Origin of the sequence: Clostridium sp. C8-1-8 (assembly GCF_009928445.1) — a bacterium.
Lineage (GTDB): Bacteria > Bacillota > Clostridia > Clostridiales > Clostridiaceae > Clostridium_AR.
The window spans coordinates 144,305-165,147 of sequence record NZ_JAABNO010000010.1 but is presented as its reverse complement, the minus strand read 5'-3'; the positions used below and the strand labels follow the sequence as shown (position 1 = coordinate 165,147).

Here is a 20,843-nt window from a genome sequence, read left to right as displayed (position 1 = left end):
AATTCTCTACATATATTATACGATAGTTATCTATTAACGTAAATTAACTATATATTCCTTTAAAGAACCGCTTATCTACTTAACACAAATATATCCAAAATATTAATAACTTTTCTCGCTATAATACCTATTTCTACGTTCTTTTTAACAATTCTACAATTCTACAAAACTTCTTAAACACCTTTTTATAGCAAAATTTGTCGAACAAAATAGGGCTTTATAGAAGCTCTTTGCTCTTATAAAACCCTACTAATTTCTATTTATATAACTCTACAAATTGGTATCAATTCTTTTAATAAATCTCTTAAACAAGTAGTTATCCTATAGAATTCATAAGCTCAGAAGGATCATTCTCAGGTGCTCTGAACTCTATGTCATTAACTATCGCTTTAAAATGTTCCTTCGCAAAGACAAATTGCTTGTTGAATCAATCTATCTTGTACAGTTCATATCCCTAATATTCTAATTCCACCATCTTGTTTATATATTTCTTTTCTCCTTACAGGTAAAGGATTATATTTACTATCTAGGACTTCTTCAAGTAATCTACTAGTATCAAATACTTCATCGTTTACGCTTTACCTATTTAGTAAAACCATAGACTTACTCGGCACCTTTGATTTATCTTGAAGTTCCACTGGTCTCTATATTGAATTTTTTGTTTTATTTTTATTTTTTTATTTATCCAAAGTTGTAAACCTCCTAATGTTCAGTCCTTCATCTGCTATCGCGTTTAGCGGAGTTACTATGACTTCTGATAGTTCAGCTATATATCAATATATAGGTTGTATCCTAGAAATTTAATCCATTAGGTACGTATCTATCAGACCAATCCAGGTAAGGGCACGTACTTTCGCCTCATATATCTGCCACATTTACTCATTCTGTTTCGGATAGTTATTGGGTTTTACCTTGTTATGCAGGTTTGCCCACAGAGTTAAGCCTCAAATATGATTCTTTTACCTCAGACCAAGGCTTTGCCGTCGACTTCCATCAGATTCCACCTCACGATAAAAACCCATGTCTTAGGCTATTTTGGGGGTCTACCCCCCTTCATTGCTGACTTTCACCGGTTAGCACGTGACCATTATGGGCACACATAAAAGCCAGTCTTGATAAACTTATATCATCAAAACTGGCTCTCTCTAGTTTTTTATTCAATTACAACTTCTATTTCCGTTCCATCAAGCAGGCTTACAATAATATTTTCCCCTTCAAACACAGTCATCTTCTCAATAATACTATAAAACAAATCTACACTAAACTCTTCTATATGTTCTACATTCTTCAGTATTCCTATCAGTTGCTTTGAATTGTATCTTACCAAAGCATTATCACTATTCAAATTGTCCTTCCACTTTCCCATAAAGAATTCTCTATTCTCAACCATGGCCTTGAAGCTATTTATAAAAGCTTGATATAAAACGGTATCATTTATGTATTTACTTTCATACCTTTTTTGCCCCTTAACTTTATACTTGTTATTGCACCTCCAAACAACTCTTCTAAACCTTTCATCATTTGAATTCCATACTTTTCTACCAAAGGGGCTGATGCAATACCCACATATTACCTTTCCTGCAAATGGGTTATCTAATGTTGCATAGTCTAATTTAAATACACCATAAGTTTCAGCAAATATCTGTCTTCTCTACATCTCAAGCTGTACTGCTTCCCACATCTCTTTATCTATTATTGACGGATGGCTGTCTTTAACATAATACTGAGGTACCTCTCCATTATTCTTAACCTTTTTCTTTGTAGGGAAATCCGCAGTGTATGTCTTTTGAAGTAATGCATCACCCTTATATTTTTCATTTGCTAATATTTCTCTTATGGTACTTTCATACCATTTATATGCCCGTCCCACTTTGGAATCTTATCTTCTTCAAGTTCCCATGCTATACTATTAGAACCCTTTCCATTAAGATAATCTGTGTAAATTCTACTTACAATCTTGGCCTGATTTTCATTTATAATAAGGTTACCATTTTCATCTTTATCGTAGCCTAAAATTTCTTATGGTTAACTATTAACTTTACTTGTTCAAATTTTCTGCTAATGCCCCAGGTGGAGTTTTCGCTGATACTCCTTGACTCGTCTTGCCTTGTATAAGGAATTATATCCTACACAATCTGTTTAATTAAACATTTCGACGATTAAAAACAACCACTATTCAATCTCTTATACCTATTATCACTTTTACCTCTCCCCAAAATACTCCCCAATCCTCTCCTCACACCTTCTATAAATCCACTTTTTCTCCTTATCACTGAGCTTCTTCCATATCTTCTTATTAAACTGAATATACTCAATATCCTTACACTTCTCCAAAAATCTCATATCTTCAAAACGTTTAAAAGGATTAGAAAATATATTTGACTTTGCTTTTCTCCTATGTATAACTTCATCGTTATATAGTGACTTTTTCTTTTCAGCTTGAAGACCTCTGCTTTTTCTGTATTCATAATAATCTATAAAATAATCAACTACATCTTCTACTAGAACTCTTCCATTAACATCACATTGTTCTAGCATAGCCATTAGAAGCACTGGTTTATAGGAATAAGACATATCCATCTTTTCAATAAATTCTATGAACTTTTCCTTTATGTTTGAATCATTTATTAGCTCCCAGTTAAACTCCTCAGCATACTTAAGTATTGTTTCTTCCTTAAAGTATTTAAAGCTTGTGTTGCCACAGGGTACTTCAAGATCTGCAACTATTTTTCCTTCTCTAATATACCTTGCAATAGTTTCAGACTGTACATCCACTCTTCTTACAAATTCCATCTGGGATATCATGTTTTGAGCTTCTGTGTTCCAGTTGAATAAATCTATATGTTCAAAGTCTAAAACATCTACAGGAAGATCAATGAACTCTACTGGTTTTTCACCTCGTCTTAGTACATCGTCCTCAATTCTTTTCTTATTTCCGTTAGCTAATACTAAGCCTCCTGGTATATAATCAGCTAAGTTGAACATTCTGTGCATTGATAGTGGCATATTGAATAGATTAGCATTGTCTATAAAATCAAATACTAAAAGATAGTCTTTTCCTTCTACCTTTCTTGTTCCTCTACCAAGCTGCTGCATATATATTACTTTTGACATAGTCGGTCTAGCCATGAATAGTACTTCTGTTTTTGGACTGTCCCAGCCTTCATTTAACAAGTCGCAGGCGCAAAGCACTTTAATTTCTCCTGCTTCGTAGTCTTTTAGAACTTTTTCTCTTTTAGACTGCTTCATAGCTCCTGATACAGCTTCAGCCTTTATACCTTTTTCTCTAAATAGCTCTGCAATGTCCTCTGCATTATTTACTGAAGCACAGAACACCACTGTTCTCTTATCCTTAACATAATTTATGTAGGTGTCTACTATTACATTATTTCTTTCTGGAACGAACAGCTTACTCTCTAGATCTTTTGCATCATACTTAATTCCTCTTATTCTAACATCTGAAATATCTACATTAGTTTTTATTCTTATACATCTGATCTCTGCAAGTATCCCTTTTTCTACTGCTGTTTTTATGTCAAGCTTATGAGCTACATTCTTAAAGGTTTCTAATAAGTCTTCTCCATCAGTTCTCTCAGGAGTTGCAGTAAGTCCTAAAGTAAAACTTGGCTTAAAGTATGATAATATATCCTTATAGCTTGCAGCTGTGCCATGATGAGCTTCATCTATAATAATGTAATCAAAATCTTCTTCATTAAAATCCTTTAAGTTTTGACTAACGCTTTGAATAGATCCACAGACCACATGAGCTTCTTTTTCTTTAATATCTCCCATATATATGCCGCAGCTAACATCACTCCAAAGCTCCTTAAACTTTTCACTAGCTTGATGAATAAGCTCTTTTGTATGGGCAATAAACAAGGTTCTATTACCAATTGATTTGGCGTCTTCTACTGCAGTTACAGTTTTACCAGTTCCAGTCGCATGATAAAGCAGAGCAATGGTATCTCCAGCTGCTCTTAATTCTTTAAGACTTTCAAGAGCCTCTTCTTGATGCTCTCTAAGCTCTAAGGTACTTCCTTGTTGATTAGGAAGGTAATCTGAAATATTCTGCTCCAGTAAATCTCCTAAAAAAGTAACCATTTCATCTTTAACTTTATCAGGATATTTCTTCATCTGCCCATCAGTCCACCTATAGAGCTTCCAGTTCTTATAGATGATGCTGTTTTGCTTTAATAAATCATCATAATACTTTTCATGACTTATTTTTCCTGGTTCATGAACACCTTCCCCATCAATTTCTATAGCTACCTTTTCATTATCTGTCACTATAGCAAAATCGATATATCTACTTCTGCCATAGATGTCCTCTATACCATATTGTATTACTAATCTATTAGTTTTCTCAGGTCCAAAAGCCTCAGAGAAAAGTTCTATAAATTTATCTTCAGCTCCACTGGCTAGTTTTATTCCTTTACTTTCCATAGTAGTTTTATCCCCCCCAAAACTTTTTTTCTTATGCTAATCACTGATTTTTTTCTAGCTATAAGTATTTCAGCCTTATTTTTCAGTATAGTTGCTACAACATATATCATATTTCTATACATTTTTATTCAACATCTCTAACAATTTCTTTTAGACACCTAACAGTTAGTTCTTCTGATTCTAAATCAACAGTATAACCCCTTATCTTCTTAGACTTATCATAATCTAAATACCAAGATTCAAGATACTTCTTATCTTCTGTTTCAACATTTTCATTATGAGGATATAGAAGTATAACTGTATCGACATCAGGATATCTTGTTAAATAGGCATACATTTGGTAAAGATCTTCTCTTTTAACCCCATGCCTATTATATTCACTGGAAATTCTCTTCCACTTTGTATCTATTATAATACTTTCGATACCATTACTTTCGATAACAATATCTGGTTCTAGCTTAAAAATACTATTATTTGTATCTTCATTAACTAATAGCCTATATTTTGAATGCTGATATTTAACTATTGAATCTTCTAAATTCATAGATAATAATCTTGTTATATATTTTTCAAATACTTCATTCATCTTAAATAGAATAGAGTATGTTTTTTCCACTCCACTACTGCCAATAGACGAATATCCCATAAGAATCATTTTAGCTAATATAAAAACCTGCTCAAATCTGCTGTTAAGTCTATTAAATTTGTAATTCACTATTTCATAATTGCTTATCTCTACTTCTTTAAGGTCTGCAAAATATGATTGCGAATGCTGTAGAAGTTTTATTGTCTCTTCATTTTTTATATTCTTTAGTGATATTTTTACACAATAATTAAATATTCTATTTAGTGTGTTATCCATTGAAAACTCTTCATATCTGCAAAATACTTTTGATGTCTGCGATGCTATATTTCTAATGTGTTCTTTTACCAAAAGACTACCTTTTAAAGCACTAGAATTTTCTTCAATATAAACATACTCTTGATAAGGCCCTCTAGTTAATTCTTTTTGTAGCTTACGTGCAAACAATAATGTTATTATTTCATTTAAATCAATTTTATAAATATGGAGTGAGGCTAAATCTGAATAAGTGACATCTAAGATTCCAGATTTAGAGAGTAAATTTAACAATGCCTTTCTACCGAACTCTGGCTGATTTCTATTTATACTTACCTTTGGAAGAATTTCAATTGCTACTGTAGACAATTTGATATATCCTACGTAATTAATAAAAGTAACTGTATCTCGTCCCCATACAATATAGTCCTTATCTAAATTCTCTGCTAATATATAGTTATATAACTCATCCGCCTCTTTGTGAGTAATCGTGTTTTTTTCTAATGTCTCACAAATAGTAATACTGTCATAACATTCTTGAATTGTTATATGCCTCATAAAACTATTCCTCTTTATCTTCATAGACGTTTAGGAAAGCTTGTTTACTTGGTTTCTCAACTATTGAATAGTTATATAGCTCTTGATATTCGTCAACTCTCATATTTTTAAATAACTTTTTTGTATCATTTTTTTCTTTTGAAATAAAATAATTAGTATCTCCAACTTTTCCTGCCCCCCCTAGTACTAACATGGTTCTCTCCCAATCCCCATAGAAGTATTCTTGGATTAGCGGTATCACTTTATTCCTCATTATTGAAACTAATTTGTTAAAATCAAGATCTTCTCTTATGAAATACGCATGTCCAATTGTATGTTCTCTATCAAATAGATACTCTATTCTATCATTAATCATTTTTAAAAATGCTCTTACATTTATGCCCTCAACATATTCAGATAATAATGATATATTGGGCATATATTCAAAGAACTCAAATCTTCTTCTTAAAGCAGTATCTAATAAAGCTATTGATCTGTCTGCTGTATTCATTGTTCCTAATATATACAAATTATTTGGTACCCCAAACTTTTCATTAGAATAAGGTAATGTTATTTTTAATTCATTCTTTTCGCCAAGTCTCTTATCCTCTTCTATTAGAGTTATAAGTTCACCAAATATCTTTGATATATTTCCTCTATTGATTTCATCTATAATAAGTACATATTTATCGCTTTCTGCTTGTTCAATTAAGTTATTACTTATTAAGCTTAATACACCGCTCATATTTATGTCATTTTTCCCGATCATGTATATGCTTTGCTGAGAAAACTGTTTATTCACAAGTATCTTACTAACATCTATAGAATCGCCAACATATAGCCATTCTACATTTCTGAAATGCTTGAAACGTATTTCACTTTCAGCTTCATATCTATACTCTCCGATAACTCTGCCGATAGCTTTAGCTAATTTGTTTCCGTCAGATACAACTACAATATCATCTGCTTTCATACCAATTTTAAATCTTCTTATAGCATCAATTTCAAATTTATTTTCACTATCAATTGTGTTTGTCTCTAAAAATTTCCTCTTAATTTCCTCTTCTGTTTGACAATTGGTATAATCATTTTCAGCTCCCCAACCTAAAGCAACACAATTATTATCTATACAATATTTATATATATCATCTTCCACATTTTTTTCACCTAAAGACATCTTAAAAAAGTTAATTTTATTCTTATCAAAATTATATTTAGATCTACGTGCTTTGCTCTTATTTGATGCTCTTTCACAAATCTTCTTAAATATTCCCGCCTTAGGCACAAATCCATTTCCACTTTCATTACTACGTAGACCCTCAACAAAATCTTCATAGCTATATGATTGATGAAATGTACAAAAAGATATTTGTCCATCATCTAAAAGCTGATTGAACACCTTTACTGCTTCAGCTCTCTTAACTGGATTATTTATTAAATCGTTATACTTTTCCCTATCTATAACCTCTAGAGCTCTATAAATTGCATTATATGTTTTACCAGTACCAGGAGGCCCATAGAGTATTTGATTTTTACTTAGTACTTTAATATTTTCATTAAGTCTATGTGATGAATTATCCATAATATCTTCAATATCTCCAACAGCAATATCATAATACTTTTCTAGTTTCATAACATTCTCTTCAAAAAATCCAAATATATCTTCTTCATTCATATCTAATAATGAATCATAATTTAAAGTCTTTCCTATCTGAAGTTTAGTTTTTCTTCTATATTTAACATCCTCAACCCAAGCTCTAATATCTTCTTTAGACAATTCATCAAACTTTAAATTATCTTGTCTTGGTCCAAAATATTCGAAGTCTGTTTTATCAACGTCAATTTTATCTAAGTATCTAAAATGTCTTATATACTCATTTTCCTCACTTTTACTATCTTTAATTTCCAGTGAAACTCTAAACCTAGGATCACCTAGAATTTCAGCAAATATAGAAATGCTAGTACTTAACTTACTTTTATCTTTCTTTTTGAGCTCAATCCAAAAATAACTTCGAACTCTGGTTTTACTACCATCTAGCCAGGTAGATGAATTTCCATCATAAGTAAAACCAAAATCAGAGAAAACATCTCCAATGTTCTTAAACTTTCTTATAGCTTCCTGGGCAGACTTTATTAATTTTTCACACCTTTCTTTTTCCATATCGTCTTCTATTTTATCTAGTCTAGTATATCTTTCATTTGAATGCTCCATTAAAAATTCTAATATGCTCAAATAATCTTTTTTATTCAACTTTTCAACCTCTTCTATGTTCTTCATAAGTTTTGTATAGTCGTTATCTATGAAATTCACCAATTCATTTAATGACTTTTCTCCATTAACAGTATTAAATTTAAGATCCATATTTAATCCTTCTGGCCTTTCTTTTATACCGTTAATCTCCCCATTATACACAAGTCTTACAAAAGAATCAGATTTTCTTTTTACAAAATAGTTATGTGAAGCTTTGTCATTGCCTGAATCTAGATGATATGAAATTCTAGCATTTTCGATTTCTTTAGTACACATATCATTTGCTTTTTTCAGAACTATAGACTGCTTAAAATATAAATCATCCGTATTTATTTCTCCCCACTTTATTTTGCTCATATAATCATCATATGTTATTAGTAGAGCAGCAATCCAAGCTGCTTGATCTGCTTTTTCAAATATATGCACCTATATATTCCCCCTCATATACACCTAATTCTCTAAAATATCCAAATGCTTCATCAGATCCATTACTATTGTCAATAAATACCCCACCATTTCTAGCTCTTGCCAAGAAAGTCCTATATTATATTTCAAATAATTTCATCCTAGTATTCGTATAATCACTTATTGTCATCCTTTATATAGTAATACCTACCGAAAATAATTATTGGCAAATCAATTTCTATACCTTGCCACAGAAATTCTGATGTACAATTATCACTCTTTATATTTTGCTAATTTAATTCTAACAAAATTATACATAATATACCATAGTTATAAAATTCTAAACAAAAAGACTGGCAAATAGACAATATGTATAAAGAAATTAAATCCAACCTCTATCTTCTTTATATCTTATCATTGTTTTTATAATATATTTAACACTTGTCATTCACGTATGATTTAAAAATCCGCCTTAAAAACATGACAACTATCAAAATAAAGCTTCGTCGATTAGTCGAGAGTTTTATTTTATTTCCTTTGCTCGGTAAGATTTTCTTTAGTTATCTAAGATAAAGAACAGCTTTTCTCCATTACACTCCACTTAACTTTATCCTTGCCATGCGATCCCTAATCAACAAAAAAGCGCCAATCCACCACAGATCAGCACTTTTCTTGTCTTACCTCTGCATATTTAGTTTTATCAAACATACAGAAACTAAATTAATTATTTAAGGATTAGCTTAGTGCCTTTAACACTAAGCTCTTACCAATTGTAGACATATTAACAAAATATTTATCTATACTAAAAACTTACTCAACCATGACCACTCTATCCATATCATCAATCTTCACAAAATTTCTCTTAACTGCCATAGCTATTCCTTCATTAATAATACTGTCTATAGAGGCACTTCCTCTGGAGAAACCAAAAAGCTTCCAAACCTCTCTTATTAAGTCTGACTTTAGCAAACTTATTTGATTCTGAAGGATGTATCTTATTGCATTAGATATTTCCTCAGCAGGTATATCTTCCATATTTCTTCGAGTCTTATCCTCTGCTGGGACACGGAAGGCTATAAACTCTGATGGACCATTATCGCTGCTCCAGTAGAAACTAATGTTGTTTGATTGGGTTTTTGTTAATGACATAATTAAAAATAGATCTTCAAATCTTCTGTCTAGTCTTGCTCCCATTCTAGTTATTCCCCAGGAAGCTAAGATGCGCTTGCATAATAAACTCTTACTTATAGGTGCTTCTTCCTTTAGAACTTGTTCTATCTGTGAGATAATGAGCTTATTATTTTGTGAAGAATAGAACTCCTCTGCTCCCAAGTTAATGCTTTCTAAGGTGCAGGCTAGATATTTTTCGTTATGTTCATCTATGAAAGCTTTATTATCTTCCTTGCTTTTAGCGGTGCTTTCATTGGTTTTATTTAAGTCGTAATTAGCATAAGCATTGGAAGCTTGATTTTTAATAGTTTCTTCTGAAGCATTGCTATCTTTGATAGCCTCTACTGTTTGCTTTTTACCATCAGCTTCTATTGCATTTTCCACTGCCAGTTTTATCTTATTGAACTCTTTGCCTTGGTTGTCCCACCAATCTAAAATCCACAGACGATGGATATTCCAGCCTAAGGATTTTAGTACAGAACCTTGGAGAATATTTCTATCTCTTGAGGTATTGGCTGCTTTATAGTTGTTACCATCACACATTATGCCCAATATGTATTGTCCTTTTTTGTTAGGGTTTACTATTGCTATATCTATCTTATATTCAGATGCTCCTATATTGGTATGAACCTCATAGCCTAAGGTTTTAATCTTTTCTGCTATGAGCCTCTCGATATTATTGTGCTTAATTGAAGATGCATTGCTTACCTTACTTGGAAGAGAATTTTTTCCGTTCTTTGCAAACTCTAAGAAGGCTTTAAGTTGTGCCACTCCTTGTGCCCTTGTTTTTGATAAGTCCAGCATCTCAGGTCTTAAGGTTGAGAATACCATCATTTCTTTTCTTGCACGGGATACTGCAACATTAAGTCTTCTTGCTCCTCCTTCTCTATTAAGAGGTCCAAAGTTTAGTGCTACTTTTCCTTCTTCATCTGGTCCATATCCTATGGAAAATAAAATTACATCTCTTTCATCACCTTGAACATTCTCAAGATTTTTAACAAAAATACTTTCACTTGCTTCATTGTTTATCTTTTCCAGCTCTGTATTCTTGGCAAATAGCTCTACCAACAAATCATCGATAAGATTCTGCTGAACAGAACTAAAGGTTACAACTCCCATGCTAAGCTTTCTAAGTACTGGGTCTTTTAATCTTCTTTCTATCTCAGAAACTATTGCTTCTGCTTCTGCTCTATTTTGTTTAGTTTTACCTCTATCATAGTATCCCTTAACAGGAATATATTTTACAGCTGAAACTAAATCATTAGGTGATGGAAAGGTAAAAAGTTTATTATCATAATACTGCATATTACTAAAGGCTATTAAGCTTTCATGACTGGAACGGTAATGCCACAATAAATGTTGCTGAGGCATTGACAAAGCTAAACAGTCATCCAGTATGCTTTCTAAATCCTCTTGCTCATAATTGTCTTCATCTAATCTATTTGTACTAAAAAAGCTTGTAGGTGGCAGCTGTTTAGGATCTCCTACAACTATTACATTATTTCCTCTTGCCATGGCTCCCACTGCTTCGCAAGTTGGCATCTGAGAAGCTTCATCAAATACCACTAAGTCAAAGGCAGGATACTTAGGGTCTATATACTGAGCAACAGAAATTGGGCTCATAAGCATACAAGGACATAGTTTTCTTAAAAGATTAGGTATACTATCGAAAAGTTTTCTTATAGATAGCATTCTTCCGCCACTTCTTATGGCTTTTTGTAATATTCCAATCTCTGACGAATTAGCCACATTGCCTGATACTACTGGTATTTTTGCTGATAATCTTGCAATAAGCTCTTCTTTTGTAAGACTCTCAAAGTAAGCACTAGTTTCCTTATATTTTGAAATAGTTTCTTCAAATATTGCTCCAGTAAAATCCGATAAAGCTTTTTCCTTGTCTACTATATAAATAGCAAGTGCTTGTGATATACCTTTATAGAATACTGGCAGCATCTCTGCTTCTTTAAAGCTTCCACTTTCATAAGCAGCGACTACATTTTCTAAGCCTGCCTTTTTAACTTTATCCTTTATGCTTAAATAGGTACACCAGTTTCTAAGCCCATCTAGATTATCTAACCAAAGCTTTGCCTTTTCACCAGCATTCTTCAGCCACTGTTCCTTTGATTTTAAAGCATTAAAGTCAATACCAGACTTTTGTGATATTTTTTCCTCTAATATAGATAAAGCTTCAAAGTTACTAATAGCTTTTCTTAAAATATCACCATTCCTTTGCTTAAAATCCTTTAGATCAATAAATACTTCTCCAGCTAGTTTGACTTTTGCTTTCTGCTTTTCCGATATACTATCTGCAATACCTGAAAGCAAATCATTTATACAAACGGCATCAGAGTACCCCTTACTGATCACTGACCAATCTGCTTTTCCATCATTCCATAACATACCTAACAGTTCATTAAACAATTTGCTGTTTTCATCTACAACCTTTTGATTGCTTTTATACTCACCTATAAGTTTTAGGTAAGATGGGATATTATTCTTATCAAACTCCTTTGCATTATTGGCCATAGCTTTCAGTACTTTTGCTATTTTGTTCTGTCCCATGAGCTTAGGTAAGAACCAGCTATCCTCTGCTATCTTCCATTGATTGAGGGCACTTTCTTCATCAAAACTTAATATTGCTTTTGTAAACAAATCTAGGAGCTGCTTTTCTATATCATCACGTTTTTTGCCGCAGCCACAAACCTTGTCAACCTTATCCTTCAGAAGTGCAAGTTCCTCACTGGCAAATAGCTTAGCTGGAATATAATCAGAATTATTAATTATCTGAGTTAAATTTATTAAAGCTTTAACTTTATCATATTTTCCAACTTCATTAAGTCCAATTAACTTAGTTACCTCTGTATTTGATTTAGTTAAATCAATAACAGCTTCAGCATATTTCTTTAAAAGTTCATTTATTTCACTTTTAACTCCTTGAGAGTAGCTGCTATTTGTAAACTCTATTAAAGGGTTATTATATGCACCTTTGCACTCTTCTCCTGCAACCTTATACTGTCCTAGTATGTCAACCCATTGAGTATATATATCAGGTGTAACTTTGCTAACCTGCTCTTCTGTAAATCTTACAGAATCAGCATAATCTCTATATTGCTCAAAGCAAGAAATAGCCTCATATAAAGACCAACCAAAATCTTGTTTTTTATGTATGCTGTTAACAACCTCATTTAATTCCTTCCTAAGGTCATAAAGCCTTTTTGCCTGTTCTTCATATACTTCAGGAGCTTTAACTTTTGTAGCATTTAAGCACTGATCTAGTTGATCAAGAACATCTTTCTTTTTCGCCTTATTAGAATGAAGTTCTAAACAAAATCTCCCAAGTCCTATGGCTTCTAATCTCTTTTGAACTACAGAAAGTGCAGCTATCTTTTCTGCAATAAACAGTACTGATTTTCCTTGATATAGAGCATTTGCGATAATATTAGTAATAGTTTGGGACTTACCTGTTCCAGGAGGTCCATGTAAAACAAAGCTATTATCCTTACCAGAGGCACTTATGGCAGACAACTGAGAAGAATCCGCACTAATTGGCACTGCTAAATCCATTGGTTTAAAAGTATCATCTAAAGTATTAGGCTCTGGAAAATCATCTGTAGGTTTCCATTCCATCTTCTGGGACAAAAGACTTGCCACAATCTTATTCTTCTTCAAATCTTCTGAACGGTTACGAATATCATTCCACATTATAAATTGACTAAAGGAGAATAATCCAATAAAAGCTAGTTCTTCAACATCCCATCTAGACTTGTCCATAACCGCTTGACGAAAGATGTTAAATACTCTCTTTAAATCTATACCACTATCATCTGTAGGTAATGGATCTAGTCCTCCAATCGTAAGTCCAAAATCTTGCCTTAGCATTTCAAGCAAGGTAATATTTACTTGAGGGTCTTCTTCACGTATACGTATAACATAACCCTTCTGAACAGACTTTCTCACTATTTCTATTGGTATTAATACGATTGGAGCATATCTTTCTCTTTCACTTACATCAGACTCATACCACTTTAAAAAGCCTAATGCTAAATAAAGAGTATTGGCACCGTTCTCCTCCAAACTAAGCTTTGCCTGCCTATAAAGTCCCTTAATCCTGTAATCAACTTCCTTTTCATCAGCAAAGGTTCTTAATCTTTTATTTTTAAACTCAGTGTTAATCAAGTTATCTACAATTGATGTTTGATTCTCAGCCTCATATATTTTTGAATCTCTAAGAGTATTTTGCATATCCTTTGGTCTTGCCATTATACTAAACTCTTCTCCACTTGATAAAGCATCTTCAAGTTCACCTAGCTGTGAAGCCATAAGCTGAATAGAGTTTTTCGTAACTCTAAAGTTAATTAAAGTATTACGAAGACTTAAATCTAATAGCTTTCTCTCCCAAAGCTGTTGACGAGTTATATCAACATGATCCACATAATTTATTTTTTCAAAGGTTTCTATTTCTTTTGGAGAATGTCCTATACTAGCATTCATTGAATTTTCTTCTGCTGAAAAATCAACGTCCTCATAGAAGCCATTGCCTTCTCCAGCTTTCTTCCTTAATGGTATAGGTCTTATTCCACTTCCTCTTGTTCTTTTAATGTCTACTAAAAGTTCAAAATCATAGCTAGAAGTAATATCATTTTCTCCAGACTTAACTGCCGCATCAAAATCAATTTTCTTTCCAGCCACAAAACAAGTGCACTCCACAAGACATATTTCATTTATTCCCTCTGCTATTCTCTTAGTTATTAAGGAAACATCATCCTGAACACATTCAGCAAAGCATTGACCCTCAAGCCAACATCCAACAAATGCATGACCTCTCAAAAATATAATCATAGGAAACAATCCAACCGCTTCCAAACAACTTGCATATAGTAATGACAAGTCCAAACAAGTACCTAACTTTTGAGCTAATACCTCATCACAAAGCCTAACTCTTTGTCCAATTATTTCATAACTTGCTGGTGGCATGCAATAAGCTATATTTTCATTTTGCAATGCTGTATATATGGCAGCCATCTGCATTCTAACTGTATTCGGATTATTGCTCTGATAGCCAACAAAGGATGGACTTCCACACCATTTTTCTAGTATTTTATTAGCTTTAATAATTATTTCAGTAACCTTCTGATGATTTGGAGTTATAAATGCAGAAATTATTTCTGGCATAATCAAGGTTCCGCTCCATTCATCATAGGCTAAAATATCAATGTTTTGTGTAACACTTTCTAGTACTTCTTCTCCCTGCTTAATATTAATAAAAATAGTACCAGCCATTTTCTCAGTTAAACTATACAAAAAGTTTGGCGACAACTTAATATTAATAGAATCCAATTCAACTGACTGCTCAGATCGAATATTTTCTACTCTTACCTTCCATTCATAAGCAAAATCAGGCTCTACGGTGATAGTAATATCTATATCTTTAATATCTTCAGAGCTATTATTTTTTATTATTAGATTTCTAACTATCGGCACATAATTCTGCTGCATAGCAAAATTAACTACACCACTAAAGGACCCCTCAAGCTCTAGTTTCTTGTCCATCTTCACTGCCTCCCAAATAAATACTCTTTTAACCTTTCACAATACACGTTTTTATAAGATATGTACAAGTTAAATTTTATAACTTAAGCACACTCTATACTATATGTAAATAATAACTCATTTTCCTTATAAATGGAACAACTCTCAATTTCATTGTATCTATTGCAATATTTCCACTTTTCTAGAGATTAATTTATTGTCTTCTCTGATTTTTTCTAAATATACCTAATTTTTTTAGTAGTCAGTTATTGTATTTTAAAATATCAAAATTGTTCAAAAGAAAATGCTTCTATGATATAATCATTGTTCTTCAATAATGAAATTATCCTTTCCAAATACCAATTCACGTCTGTTATACTTCCATTACCAATAGTCTTTCTATTAACACTTAAGGAAAACATTAATTCTAATTCTGAGCTTATAAGTAATTCTACTCCTACATCTGTGTTATCCCATAACATTAATAATCCAATTTTTTCTCCACGATCTTCCTTCTTATGAAATATACTCATCAATTCTTCTTCTGATATTTTATTACACTGCCAATCAAAATGGTCATCGTCACCTAATGGTAAATATAAAGCTTTGCCATTATCATGTACTCTCCATTTGTTTAAAATAAATGCATTAATCAATTGTATTGCAGATATTTTTTCATTACTTCTTTTTCCTAATTGCACGGTAATTGATGCACTTACTGACATAAAATCCCTCCCAAATTACATATATTAACTACTTTTAAATTACTAACGTATTCAGACATCAAAGGAATATTTTTATTTGCACTCTTTGTATATCTTTTAAATGCTTATGAGATAATCTGAATATCTATATAATTTAGCTTTCTTAAAATATCACAGAAAGTCGTTCCATACTATGAGTTTTAACTGGATTTCCGAAAGTTTTTTTCACTTGACTAGTACCGATCTCATACCATTCTAGTTTAGTTTTGTTATATTTCACATTCTCATTTTGCAATGCATTTACATTATCCTTCTTTAGTATTAAAGTCAAATATAGTATTTTTGTAACAACTTTCTATATTTACACCTTCACATACAATATATTGACTTAAATTTAATTCATCTGAAACCGTCCCCCTATCTAATTATCATCATTTTCAAAGTAATAAGTTAGTTTATAATAACCTCATTTTTTTGTAGCTAATTATATGAAATATTTTTAATACTCCATTATTCCGTTGTCATCTTTTTTTGTCTTCATTGTTATTTTATAAAAAAAGAAAAGACTAACAAAGGAACTAGTTATCCAATGTAAGTCTTGTTTTCTGTTTACAACTTGCATCTGAGTCATAGTAAACCTTTGATATAACTAACATTTACAGCAAAGTCGTAGTTTTATGCACAGATAACTAGTACCTATGACAGTACTAAGGAGTTCCTAGGCTCAATATTTTTTTAAAAAGTGACATAGAATTCAATGAGCGAGCAAACTAAAATTCACTTGATAAATACATATGCAATCCCTACACAGCATAAAAAGCGCCGATCCACCATAGATTTGCACTTTTCCTGTCTTATATCTCTATATTCAGTTTTATCAAATAGCCAGAAACAAAATTAATTGTTTAAGGATTACCTTAGTATGGGCAACACTTATTTCAATGCTGTATATATGGCAGCCATCAGCATTCTAACTGTATTTGGATTATAGCTCTGATAGCCAAAAAAGATGGACTTCCACACCACTTTTCTAGTATTTTATCAGCTTTAACAATTATTTCAGTAACCTTCTGATGATTTGGGATTATAAATGCAGAAACTATTTCCGGCATAATAAAGGTTCCCCTCCATTCATCGTAAGCTAAAATAGCAATGTTTTGTATAACGCTTTCTAGTACTTCTTCTCCCTGCTTAAGATTAATAAAAATAGTACCAGCCATTTTCTCAGCTAAACTATACAAAAAGAATCACTCAATTTGAGCAGTTTGTTCTTTTATTTGATTAGATAAAGTTTTGATAACATCAATTATTCAGAAATCCCTTTGTTATAAATTTCAATTATTTTGCCTTCACTCACGAAGTTACCACCTTATAATTAGTTTTTTAGGTAGGCTTTATAATATGAAAAACTTACGGTAATAGAAAGTTTTATTTCAAAAATAATTTTACACAAGACACTCAAGCTTATTAGTTACAATTTTTTATTGCAAATCTCTAAGCTACCTAAACTCATCTTGGATTTAATCTAACTTTTCTGTTTCCAAGTAACTAGTCTACTAGCTGCCCATAAAGAAACTGCCATCCAGCCTAACAAAGCAATAATATCTCTTATAACAATGGTATTTAATGATGGATTTACCATAAGTGATCTCATAGCTTCTAGTGAATAGCTAAAAGGTAACAACCTTTGAAATATTTTTATTACAAAAGGAAGTTTTTCTAACTGATAATATACTGGAGTACCAAACATTACAAAAAACATTGCAATCATTGTAAATGTCTGCGTCTTTTCATAATTGTCACTAAATGTTCCTATGACAGCCCCAATACCTATCATAGTAACCATTGTTATTATTATAACCAGGATTAACCAAATGCTCACAGCAAATTTTATCTTAAATAATAATACTCCTACTATCGGCATAATAATTAATGATGGCAATGTAGTTAAAAAGAAGCTAAAAAAGGTACCTAACATAGGAGAAGCTGTAAAAATAGGTAACGTTGCGAAATGCTCAAATCCATTCTTTGCACGAATACCTGCCAATAGTTGGGCTAGCGTCACAATACACATATTTGATATTGAAGTCATAAAGTTTCCAGAAATATATAGTACAGCAGCTTCCTTAGTTATTTGCACTGGCATCATAGAAATCATCAAAATTATACCTAAAGGTATTATCATAGAAAATAGTGTTGCCACAATTGCAAAGGATGCTATATGTTTTAATTCGATTATAAAATAAATGAGAGTTTCTTCTACAAAATTATAAATATTATTTTGCAAAGATTTTTTCTTATTTAAAAGTTCAGTATTCTGCTCAATTACATTTTGCGAAATATTGTTGCTCATTCCTACCATTTCCTTTCTAGAATGTTATTGATAGTACTTATTTCATTATGTGAATCATATAAGAATTTAACTGTAATTTTTCTTTATTAAACATTCTTTGTATTAGCTAATTTTCTGCCCCATGATTTTAATATAAATATCTTCAAGCGTCGGTCTATAAATCTGCACATTTTTAATATTCTCGCTAATATTTTTAATTGAAAATACTTTTTCAATTAGTTTAGCCATATCAGATTGAGAAGTATATACAAATAGCTTCAAATTATCTGATGACCATGTATAGAAATACTCCTTTAAAAACTCTATATTCTCCAAACCAATACTCTTTTCTAATTCAAACTCTATACGAATTTTATCAGTCAATTCAGATTTTAGTTCTTGTGGAGTTCCATCTACAAGAATTTTCCCATTACCCATAATAACTACACGGTCAGCAATATCTTCTATTTCGTTAACAGTATGAGTAATAAGCAATATAGTTATGTTTTTTTCCATATTTATTTCTTTCAAAAAACTCCATAACAATATCCTTTTTTGAGGATCCAATCCATTTGTAGGCTCATCTAAAATAATAATCTCAGGAAATCCTATCGTTGAACAAGCTATTGCTGCAGCTTGTTTTTTACCTCCACTTAGAGAGCCAATTGTGCGATTAGTTTCGTTTGTTAAATCTAGCTTATCTATAAAATATTCAATTTGCTTGTTAATTTCAGCCTTTGGTATTTTTTTTAACTTACCTGAATAAAAAAGAGCATCTTTAACAGTTAGGTGATCCCAGTGACTATATCTAGATTGCATCATATATCCTATTTTGCTAATGAGCGTTCGGCTCATCCCATGAATACTTTCTCCTAAAACTTTTATATCACCAGAAGTTGGTGATAAGTACCCAATAATTTGTTTCACAAATGTACTTTTACCTACACCATTGGGTCCAAGTATTGCAATTATTTCGCCTTCTTGAGCAACAAAATTAATGTTATTGTTCGCAACAATTTCCTCTTTTTTGCTTTTATAAACTTTATAAAGATTCTGAATTTCAATTGTATTATTACTCATTTTCTATCATTCCTTTACTATAACTTAAAACTATAGTCTCATATAGGGAACCAACTTCAACTATTAATTTATACATGCCACTTTAAATGCTTCATTTTTTAACACTGCTTCTTGCTTAAAGCTCCATAGTTTAATAATTTCACTACATTTATCTTTTGTGAATTCTTCCCTAACCAAAGAGAAAGCATATAAATCCCAGTACTTTCCGTCTTTTTATATATTCTTGATAGTTTACTCCTAAATAAAAAGAGAATTCCTTGAATAGATTCTCTCCATCTAAATCAAATTGATAAAATATTTAGTTATTTTAACAATAGGATAACTACATTTTTCGTGCATTTTTAATTTTCTCACCTTGAGAAAATATTCCTACTTATAATTTTTTACACATCCACCCTATAAATGTATCAATATGCATTATAATACATATTTTAACTAATTCACTTGCATATATCAACTAGTTTGTCCAAATCCCTTGGCAATTAATTGAAAAATACACAGAACCATTTATGAAGAAAGCACGGAATATCTAAATCAACAATATTTACATGGATAAAAGTAAGTGTCAAAAACTTGGTATATTTATTTCAAACCTCTAAAACTTTACAATTAGGAACACTAAAACATATCAAAGTGCAAAATATTCTAATGTAATCCTATAGCTTATTTTCAGAAATCCAAAGGAGAAAAGATAGATTAATATCTAATGTATCTAATACCTTAAGGAATATTCTTTAATAGAGTAATAAAGAAGATATCACCTTTAATAATAAATCATATTAACATTACAAAAAGAGCTAGCTCAAATGGCAATTCACCATTCAAACTAGCCCAGTGTTATTTAATAATTCATTACTTACCAAGCTCCATAAACTATAACTAAAGTTCAGTATATTTCTTACTATTTCCCTTAGACTTTTCTACGGGATACTTTTTTTCATTCTTATCTATTTTTTTAGTAAGAATCTCTTCTATATCTACGCCTAAGGTATTGGCCATGTTGATACAGTACAGCATAACATCTGCTAGTTCCTCGCATACCTCTTCTTTGTTAAAGTTGTTGTCCCAAAGAAAGTGTTCTAATAACTCCCCAGCTTCTATGTTTATGGCTTTGGCCAAATTTTCAGGGGTGTGAAACTGACCCCAGTCTCTATCATCTCTAAACTTTAATACTCTCTCGATAATATCCTTCATAACCAATTCTCCCTTTTCAATTCATAATACTTAAAGATTTCATTCTCAGAAACATACTTAAAGCCAAGCTTCTCCATAACATATTGACTTCCTATATTTCTAATAACTGCATCAGCATATAGTTTATTAAGCCCCGGATACTCAAAAGCATATTGGCCAATAAGTCCTTCTGTCTCCGTTCCGTATCCTCTTCCTTTGATACTATCATTCACAAGATGAATTGCTAAATTTCCTCTTTTTATTATGTTATAAATGTATTTTATCTGTATCTCTCCAATAGCTTCCCCAGCAACTGTAATGGCAAATATCCTTTTTTATAATCTTTCATAGGTTCCTTGCAATAGCTATGAACCCTTTCCT

Annotated in this window: 13 protein-coding genes and 2 pseudogenes; all 15 read right to left on the bottom strand. The window is 31.6% G+C overall.

All coding sequences use genetic code 11. From position 1 onward, the window contains the following. Positions 1-449 precede the first annotated feature (449 nt). Positions 450-685: pseudogene (locus GXK57_RS26600) on the bottom strand (group II intron reverse transcriptase/maturase); the annotation flags it as partial. A gap of 468 nt (positions 686-1,153) precedes the next feature. Beyond that, the gene (locus tag GXK57_RS26595; protein ID WP_243156419.1) at positions 1,154-1,366 is read right to left on the bottom strand and encodes a hypothetical protein; all 213 of its coding nucleotides are present in this window, start codon (positions 1,364-1,366) and stop codon (positions 1,154-1,156) included. A 93-nt stretch (positions 1,367-1,459) separates the two neighbouring features. After that, positions 1,460-1,555 (bottom strand): annotated as a pseudogene (locus tag GXK57_RS26590) (resolvase); the annotation flags it as partial. A 96-nt stretch (positions 1,556-1,651) separates the two neighbouring features. Continuing rightward, the gene (locus GXK57_RS26585) at positions 1,652-1,870 is read right to left on the bottom strand and encodes a recombinase family protein (RefSeq protein ID WP_160676561.1); all 219 of its coding nucleotides are present in this window, start codon (positions 1,868-1,870) and stop codon (positions 1,652-1,654) included. Continuing rightward, positions 1,834-1,944 carry a hypothetical protein gene (locus GXK57_RS26870; RefSeq protein WP_279285501.1) on the bottom strand — a complete coding sequence of 37 codons (111 nt, stop codon included), beginning with the start codon at positions 1,942-1,944 and terminating at the stop codon, positions 1,834-1,836. The genes GXK57_RS26585 and GXK57_RS26870 overlap by 37 nt, the downstream gene beginning before the upstream one ends. A 258-nt stretch (positions 1,945-2,202) precedes the next feature. Then, positions 2,203-4,443 (bottom strand): DEAD/DEAH box helicase, encoded by a 2,241-nt coding sequence (locus tag GXK57_RS12460; RefSeq protein WP_160676559.1) that lies wholly within the window; start codon positions 4,441-4,443, stop codon positions 2,203-2,205. 124 nt (positions 4,444-4,567) lie between these two features. Beyond that, positions 4,568-5,839: an McrC family protein gene (locus GXK57_RS12455; protein WP_160676556.1), complete on the bottom strand. Its 1,272-nt coding sequence runs from the start codon at positions 5,837-5,839 to the stop codon at positions 4,568-4,570. 4 nt (positions 5,840-5,843) lie between these two features. Then, on the bottom strand, positions 5,844-8,495 hold the full coding sequence (locus GXK57_RS26580; RefSeq protein ID WP_243156418.1) for an AAA family ATPase: 2,652 nt from the start codon (positions 8,493-8,495) through the stop codon (positions 5,844-5,846). A 789-nt stretch (positions 8,496-9,284) separates the two neighbouring features. Beyond that, a complete protein-coding gene (locus tag GXK57_RS12445; RefSeq protein WP_160676553.1) occupies positions 9,285-15,194 on the bottom strand; it encodes a DUF3320 domain-containing protein in 5,910 nt (1,969 codons plus the stop codon). Positions 15,195-15,457: 263 nt separating this feature from the next. Beyond that, positions 15,458-15,898 carry a hypothetical protein gene (locus tag GXK57_RS12440; protein WP_160676550.1) on the bottom strand — a complete coding sequence of 147 codons (441 nt, stop codon included), beginning with the start codon at positions 15,896-15,898 and terminating at the stop codon, positions 15,458-15,460. A gap of 941 nt (positions 15,899-16,839) precedes the next feature. Next, on the bottom strand, positions 16,840-17,118 hold the full coding sequence (locus GXK57_RS12435) for a hypothetical protein (RefSeq protein WP_160676547.1): 279 nt from the start codon (positions 17,116-17,118) through the stop codon (positions 16,840-16,842). A 284-nt stretch (positions 17,119-17,402) separates the two neighbouring features. Then, positions 17,403-18,230 carry an ABC transporter permease gene (locus tag GXK57_RS12430; RefSeq protein ID WP_160676544.1) on the bottom strand — a complete coding sequence of 276 codons (828 nt, stop codon included), beginning with the start codon at positions 18,228-18,230 and terminating at the stop codon, positions 17,403-17,405. A gap of 102 nt (positions 18,231-18,332) precedes the next feature. Next, positions 18,333-19,289 (bottom strand): ABC transporter ATP-binding protein, encoded by a 957-nt coding sequence (locus GXK57_RS12425; protein ID WP_160676541.1) that lies wholly within the window; start codon positions 19,287-19,289, stop codon positions 18,333-18,335. 879 nt (positions 19,290-20,168) lie between these two features. Further along, a complete protein-coding gene (locus GXK57_RS12420) occupies positions 20,169-20,483 on the bottom strand; it encodes a nucleotide pyrophosphohydrolase (protein ID WP_160676538.1) in 315 nt (104 codons plus the stop codon). Continuing rightward, positions 20,480-20,782, bottom strand: coding sequence for a GNAT family protein (locus GXK57_RS12415; protein ID WP_279285500.1), 303 nt, complete (start codon positions 20,780-20,782; stop codon positions 20,480-20,482). Before GXK57_RS12415 ends, GXK57_RS12420 begins: the two co-directional genes overlap by 4 nt. Positions 20,783-20,843 lie beyond the last annotated feature (61 nt).

Excerpts from the sequence above, each read along its gene's own strand:
- GXK57_RS12455 (WP_160676556.1), bottom strand. The coding sequence starts at position 5,839 with ATGAGGCATATAACAATTCAAGAATGTTATGACAGTATTACTATTTGT.
- GXK57_RS12440 (WP_160676550.1), bottom strand. The coding sequence starts at position 15,898 with ATGTCAGTAAGTGCATCAATTACCGTGCAATTAGGAAAAAGAAGTAAT.
- GXK57_RS12430 (WP_160676544.1), bottom strand. The coding sequence starts at position 18,230 with ATGAGCAACAATATTTCGCAAAATGTAATTGAGCAGAATACTGAACTT.
- GXK57_RS12460 (WP_160676559.1), bottom strand. The coding sequence starts at position 4,443 with ATGGAAAGTAAAGGAATAAAACTAGCCAGTGGAGCTGAAGATAAATTT.
- GXK57_RS12420 (WP_160676538.1), bottom strand. The coding sequence starts at position 20,483 with ATGAAGGATATTATCGAGAGAGTATTAAAGTTTAGAGATGATAGAGAC.
- GXK57_RS12445 (WP_160676553.1), bottom strand. The coding sequence starts at position 15,194 with ATGGACAAGAAACTAGAGCTTGAGGGGTCCTTTAGTGGTGTAGTTAAT.
- GXK57_RS12425 (WP_160676541.1), bottom strand. The coding sequence starts at position 19,289 with ATGAGTAATAATACAATTGAAATTCAGAATCTTTATAAAGTTTATAAA.
- GXK57_RS26595 (WP_243156419.1), bottom strand. The coding sequence starts at position 1,366 with ATGGGAAAGTGGAAGGACAATTTGAATAGTGATAATGCTTTGGTAAGA.